This is a genomic window from Hymenobacter coccineus, assembly GCF_001816125.1.
Taxonomy (GTDB): Bacteria; Bacteroidota; Bacteroidia; order Cytophagales; family Hymenobacteraceae; genus Hymenobacter; species Hymenobacter coccineus.
Genome location: NZ_MDZA01000131.1, coordinates 1 through 6,288, shown reverse-complemented (window position 1 = coordinate 6,288; position 6,288 = coordinate 1). Strand labels below are relative to the sequence as shown.

The 6,288-nt window shown below is 63.1% G+C and carries 5 protein-coding genes; 2 read left to right on the top strand and 3 right to left on the bottom strand.

The genetic code is table 11. The features are described 5' to 3' along the window. Nucleotides 1–1,172 (bottom strand): PSP1 domain-containing protein (locus BEN49_RS09595; protein WP_094123135.1); only part of this gene is annotated, 1,172 nt, incomplete at its 3' end. 167 nt (nt 1,173–1,339) lie between these two features. Beyond that, nucleotides 1,340–2,437 carry an NHL repeat-containing protein gene (locus tag BEN49_RS09590; protein ID WP_158022813.1) on the bottom strand — a complete coding sequence of 366 codons (1,098 nt, stop codon included), beginning with the start codon at nt 2,435–2,437 and terminating at the stop codon, nt 1,340–1,342. A 552-nt stretch (nt 2,438–2,989) separates the two neighbouring features. Between BEN49_RS09590 and BEN49_RS09580 the strand changes: the two genes are divergently transcribed. Next, complete coding sequence (locus tag BEN49_RS09580; RefSeq protein WP_070742802.1) at nt 2,990–4,522, top strand: carbon-nitrogen hydrolase family protein; 1,533 nt, start codon at nt 2,990–2,992, stop codon at nt 4,520–4,522. A 67-nt stretch (nt 4,523–4,589) separates the two neighbouring features. Then, complete coding sequence (locus BEN49_RS09575) at nt 4,590–5,324, top strand: SDR family oxidoreductase (protein WP_070742801.1); 735 nt, start codon at nt 4,590–4,592, stop codon at nt 5,322–5,324. 202 nt (nt 5,325–5,526) lie between these two features. Here the strand turns inward: BEN49_RS09575 and BEN49_RS27785 are convergent. Continuing rightward, nucleotides 5,527–6,288, bottom strand: a 762-nt coding sequence (locus BEN49_RS27785; RefSeq protein ID WP_070742800.1) for a hypothetical protein, incomplete at its 5' end; no start/stop codon positions are given.

Sequence of the window (6,288 nt, the reverse complement as noted above, 5' to 3'; positions counted from 1 at the left end):
GGGGCCCCCGGCGGCGGCCGGGGGCTTCGGGGGGCCCCATCGGGCTTGCCTTTTTTGCGCTTGCTGCGCTTGCTGCTGGTGCGGATCTGGTCGTCGAGACGGTCGAGCGAGCCTTCCACGATGGCTGATACCTCGGGTTCCGGTACCTCCTCGCGGGGGGGCAGCAGGCTCTCGATTTTCTCGCCGCGCTTGTTCATTTCAAGCAGCTCGCGCACGCGGGCAGCCTCCAGCATCACCCAGTTGTTGTCGCCCTTGATGGCGAACCACATGCGGCGGCGGAAGATGTCGGTTTTCTGCAAAAAGGCCTCGCCCTTGGTGGTTTGCAGCGGGCGCTGCACCTGCGGAATGTCCTTGAGGGCATCGAGGTAGGCATCGAGCTCGTAGTTGAGGCAGCACTTGAGGCGGCCGCACTGGCCGGCCAGCTTCTGGGGGTTCAGGCTCAGGTTTTGGTAGCGGGCCGCGGTGGTACTCACCGTTTTAAAGTCGGTGAGCCAGGTGGAGCAGCACAGCTCGCGCCCGCAGATGCCGATGCCGCCGATGCGGCCGGCCTCCTGGCGCAGCGAAATCTGGCGCATCTCCACCCGCACCCGGAACTCGTCGGCCAGCCGCCGGATCAGCTCCCGGAAGTCCACCCGGTCTTCGGCCGAGTAGAAGAACAGGGCCTTGGTGCGGTCGGCCTGGTACTCCACGTCGCTCAGCTTCATGCGCAGGCGCAGCTCGCCCACCATAGCCCGGGCCCGGAACATGGTACCGTTCTCCAGGTCGCGCACGGCCTGCCAGCGCTCCTCGTCGTCGGGCGTGGCCACGCGCAGGATGGTGCGGATGTCTTTGGAGTCAGTGGGCACTTTTTTCTTGCGCATTTGCAGGCGCACCAGCTCGCCCTTCAGGCTCACGTGGCCCAGGTGCCAGCCGCTGCCGGTGGCTTCCACCACCACGGCGTCGCCAGTGACGAGGGGCAGGCGGTCGGCGTTGCGGAAAAACTCTTTGCGGCCGCCCTTGAAGCGGATTTCCACAATGTCGAAGCCCGCGAAGGAGTCGGGCACGTCTACGTCGGCCAGCCAATCGAAGACGTTGAGGCGGGTGCAGCCACTACTGCACCCGCCCTTGGAGCCGCAGCCGCCTACCTTACTGGTAGAGCAGCCGCCGCCGGAGGAACAAGTTGAACAAGCCATGAGGCCAAGGGTCTATATATCGTGAAGCGGCGCTTTATCCGGGCCGCAGAAAGTTCGGAATCTAGCAAAGATAGCCGTTTCGGGGGGGTGGCGGGTAACCCGCGGCGGGGACGTGCTGCGGGGAGCCGAGACCTGCCAAAGCGCAGAAGAAATACCTCCACCTATACCTACTTAACGACGCGAATGGTATTACTTTCTGCCACGTAGAGCTCCCCACCGGCACCAACGGCCACGCCCCAAGGGCTGTCAAACCGCGCCGCTGGGCCCGGGCCGTCCACTTGGCCGGAGAGGAGGACCATGCCGGCCAAGGTCGTTACTTCGCCCGCGGCAGTAACCTTGCGGATGGTCATGTTCATGTAGTCAGTTACGTATAAAGTGCCGTCGGCATCCACCGCCAATCCCCCGGGGTACCGGAAACGGGCGTCGGCCCCCCGCCCGTTGGCGTACCCCCGTTGATTGGCAGTGCCCGCTAAGGTCGTTACGTCTCCCGCTGGCGAGATTTTGCGTATCAGCTGGTTGCCGTGGTCGGCTACGTACAACGTGCCCTGGGCATCCACCGCCACGCCCGCCGGGTGGTAGAACCGAGCCACGTCCCCCGTCCCATCGGTGCTGCCTTTATGGCCAGCACTGCCGGCTAACGTTGTTACAACGCCAGCCGGCGTGATTTTACGGATGGTGTGGTTGTACGTATCGGCCACGTACACGGTGCCGTCCGCCGCCACCGCCAAGCTGTGGGGCAGGTTGAACTTGGCAGCGCCGCCAACGCCGTCCGCGCTGCCCTTGTGGCCAACCGATCCAGCCAGCGTAGTAACGTCCCCAGCCGCCGTGATTTTACGGATGATTTGGTTGTCGGCATCCGTCACATACAGGGTGCCGCTGGCGTCCACCGCCACACCTATTGGGTGGTAGAACCGAGCTGCTGCGCCCGGTCCATCGGCACTGCCCTTGGCACCGGCTGTGCCGGCCAAGGTGGTCACTTCACCAGTGGGCGTCACCTTACGAATGGTCGAATTTTCTTCGTCTGCTAAATATAGGGCCCCGTCGGCGGCCACGGCAATGCCCATGAGCCGACCGAAACGAGCCACCGCCCCTGGGCCGTCGGTGCTGCCTTTGGCATCTGCGCCAGCCAGCGTCGTCACTACGGCCGCCGATTCGTAGGCGGCAGCCGATGGCGACGGCACAAAGGTGACGAGCTGGGCCCGGGCCCCTATCGGGGCAAAAGCTAGTAAGCAGGCCAGTAGGCCCGGCAAATAACCACGATTCATATAGTAGGATACGCTTGAGTTAAAACTCAAATGTATTGCCACAAGCCAACGCATTACTTCGTGGCGGCCCTCCTACCCAATGCTTCATTCACAAACAGGGCCCTAGTCGCTTCGACTGGGGCCCTGTTTGTGAAAACACCACGCCATTTAACCGTCGCCTCACGAACATGTCTTTCTTATTGAAAAACGAGCCATCGAATTGCACTTTACCGTCGATGGCGCGCTGGCGGGGCTCATCCCGTCGCACGTTTGGGCAGCGGATCACTGCGGCTTCTCCCGATGCACAAGCCTAGCGCGTTGCCTAGGGCCCCGGTGGCCCACGCAGCAGCATTGTGGGGGCCCTGCATCATTTAGTACCCATCCCTCACAGTGAAAAATGCCGCCCGCCCCCTGGCAAGCTGACCAAAGCGCCGGCCAGAAAACTGGCGGCAAACCCGGCGGCAACCGCTGTTTTCGCGTAGTCATAGTAGTACCTGGCACCATGGCCCAGCGCGGGACGGCCCGATGGCCGGCCTTTTTTCTGGCTTATGTGCTATTCCTACGCAAGACTTTATGACTGAGCTTATTGAAATTCGACATCTTCAAAATACTGACTACGAAGCTATTAAAGCCGCTATGCTGCAAGCTTACCCCAGCATGGGCAGCTACTGGCGGCGCGAGCAGCTGGCCCGGCTGGTGGCCATTTTCCCCGAAGGGCAGTTTGTCCTGACGGTGAACGGGGAAGTGGTGGCCGCGGCGCTGGCCCTCATCATCGACCATGAAAAACTGGCCAACGAGCACACCTTCCAGCAGGTAACGGGCGACTACACGTTTTCGACCCACGACCCCACCGGCGACACGCTCTACGGCATCGAGGTATTCGTAGTGCCGGCCATGCGCGGGCGGCGGCTGGCGCGCCGCCTCTACGATGCCCGCAAGGAGCTGTGCGAGCGCCTCAACCTGCGGGCCATCAACTTTGGGGCCCGCATTGCGGGCTACCACGCCTACCAAGACACGCTCTCGCCCAAGGAGTACGTGCGCCGCGTGAAGGACCGCGCCATCGTGGACCCGGCCCTCAACTTTCAGCTCGCCAACGACTTCCACCCGGTGCGGGTGCTGCGCAACTACCTGCCCGGCGACGACGCCAGTGGCGACTACGCCCTGCTTATGGAGTGGGACAACATGCTGTACGACACCCGCCCCACGCCGGCCGTGGCCCAGAAAACGCAGGTACGCCTGGGCCTGGTGCAGTGGCAAATGCGCCTCTACGACGGCCTGGAGGACATGTTCCAGCAGGTCGAGTACTTTGTGGATGCACTGGCGGCCTACCGCGCCGACTTCGCGCTCTTCCCGGAGCTTTTCCACGGCCCACTGATGGCAGAGACGAACGAGTTGGCCGAAATCGACGCCATTCGCAAGCTCAGCCAGTTCTCTGACGAGATTCTGGCCCGCTTCACCAAGCTGGCGGTGCAGTACCACATCAACATCATCACCGGCTCGATGCCCGTGGTGGCCGACGAGGGCCACCTGCTGAACGTGGGCTACCTCTGCCGCCGCAACGGCTCGGTGGAGCGCTACGAGAAAATCCACGTCACGCCCAACGAGGCCAAGTACTGGGCCCTGCGCGGCGGCACCCGCCTCCAAACCTTCGACACCGACTGCGGCCCCATCGGCGTGCTCATCTGCTACGATTCGGAGTTTCCGGAACTGGCCCGCCTGCTGGCCGACCAGGGCATGAACATCCTGTTTATCCCCTTCCTGACCGATACCCAGACGGCCTACTCGCGGGTACGGCACTGCGCCCAGGCCCGCGCCATTGAGAACGAATGCTACGTGGCCATGGCTGGCTCGGTGGGCAACCTGCCCAGGGTCAAGAACATGGACATTCAGTACGCCCAAAGTGCGGTGCTCACGCCCTGCGACTTCGCCTTCCCCAACACCGGCGTGAAGAGCGAGGCCACGCCTAATACGGAGATGATTCTCGTAACCGACGTGGACCTGACCATTCTGGACCGCCTGCGCCACAGCGGCAGCGTGCAAAACCTTCGCAACCGCCGCCACGATATGTACAAGCTCTCGGCCTCCGAACTCATGCCCAAGCATTAGGGCCCCACCGGGCCCCGGCCCACACTTTTCAATCTCCTACTTCCTTACCTATTTCTCCCCCTCCACCATGGCAGGAAAACTCACGGGCAAAGTTGCCCTCATCACCGGCGCGAGTGCCGGCATTGGCGAAGCCTGCGCCCGCGCCCTGGCCGCCGAAGGTGCCCAACTCATCCTCACCGCCCGCCGCGAAGAGCGGCTCGAAACCCTGGCCGATGAGCTGGCGGCCCATGCCCCCCGGCCCATTATCGTCGTCGGCGATGCCCGCGAAGAGGAAACGGCCCGCCAGGCCGTGCAAGCCGCGCTAGATGGCCCCGGCCACCTCGACATCCTGATAAACAACACAGGCACTGGCAATTACAAAAACCTGGTGGACACCAGCGCCGACGAGTACGACGACATGATGGACACCAACATGCGCTCGACGTTCCTGTTCACGCGCCACGCGGCGCCGGCCCTCATCAAGCAGGGTTCAGGCACCATCCTCATGCTTTCGTCGATGGCCGGCATCTATGGCTTTGCGGGCGAGGCCGTGTATTGTGCCACCAAGTTTGCTCAAGTCGGTTTTGCCCAGGCTCTGGACAAAGAGTTGCGTCCCCACGGCATCAAGGTCGGGGTCATCTGCCCGGGCGGCGTCAAAACCGAATTTGCCCTAGGCCGCGGCCGCACCGAAGACAGCGTGGCCAATTCCGACATGCTGGAACCCGAGGACGTAGCCGGGGCCGTGCTGCTGGCCTGCACGCAGTCGCCAGGGTCGCGCATCATCGAAATTCAAATGCGCACCATGGCCGAAGGCCTGACCTAAGCCATTTGTCGGACTACCTCCGGTAGCTTGCCCGGGCCAATTCGGCTTTGGTTTCAAAATAAAAACGCCCTCCGCAAACTTGCGAAGGACGCTTTTATTTTGGTCGGAAGGTGCTGGGGGCCCCAGGGTACCAGCACCGCTTTTGCGCAGTTGGCTTTTTTTGTTGCGTGATGGTGCCGTAACCGTGGGCAACCCCGGGGCCCTACGGCAGCCTGTACACGGCCACGCCCTGAGCGGTGAACAGGTAGGCGTACTGCTCGCCCACCAGCACCTGGCGCAGGGCCCCGGCATCGGCCGCGGCGGGCAGGGCAACGGTGCGGCTGGTCAGGTTGTAGAGATGGAAAAACCGTACCTGGCCGCCGTCGAGGTAATACAATTCGTCGCCCCGGAAGCCCACCGTATTCAACCCCGGCAAGGGCAGCTTTTTCTTGTAATTACCCAGGTTATCAAACACGTACACGCCGGTGGTTTTATCCACTAAGTACGTGTTGTTCTGGTATTGGCGGATGAAGCGGAAGTCAGGGCGCGTGCGGCCGATGAGGATATCAAGCGGCGTATTTTGCACCAAGCGCAACGCCCCAGGGTCGAACTCGCGCAGCGTGAGCGTGCTCTCGTCGAGCAGCCAGATCTGGTTGTCGGGGGCCAGCGTGGCCACGCGCACCGTGCCGTCGAGGTAGTCGGCCAAGCGCAGCTCACTCAGCGGGGCCAGGAAACGGTCGAGCAGCACCAGCTGCTGGCGGTCATCGTAAAAAACGAGCGTGTTGGTGAGGTTGAAGGCTTCGAGCTGGCCCACGTGGCCGGGCTGGGCAGGCGCGTAGGTGTTCAGCGGCAAGCCCTCGGGCCCAAATTGGCGAATATTGTTGTCGGCATCGGCCACGTACAGGCCCCCGCGCCGGTCGAGCGAGGCCGCGCCGGGGTTGGGCAGGCGCAGGGTCGCGGCACCAGGGCCCAGGCCCCGGCGGCG

Excerpts from the sequence above, each read along its gene's own strand:
- BEN49_RS09590 (WP_158022813.1), bottom strand. The coding sequence starts at position 2,437 with ATGAATCGTGGTTATTTGCCGGGCCTACTGGCCTGCTTACTAGCTTTT.
- BEN49_RS09580 (WP_070742802.1), top strand. The coding sequence starts at position 2,990 with ATGACTGAGCTTATTGAAATTCGACATCTTCAAAATACTGACTACGAA.
- BEN49_RS09575 (WP_070742801.1), top strand. The coding sequence starts at position 4,590 with ATGGCAGGAAAACTCACGGGCAAAGTTGCCCTCATCACCGGCGCGAGT.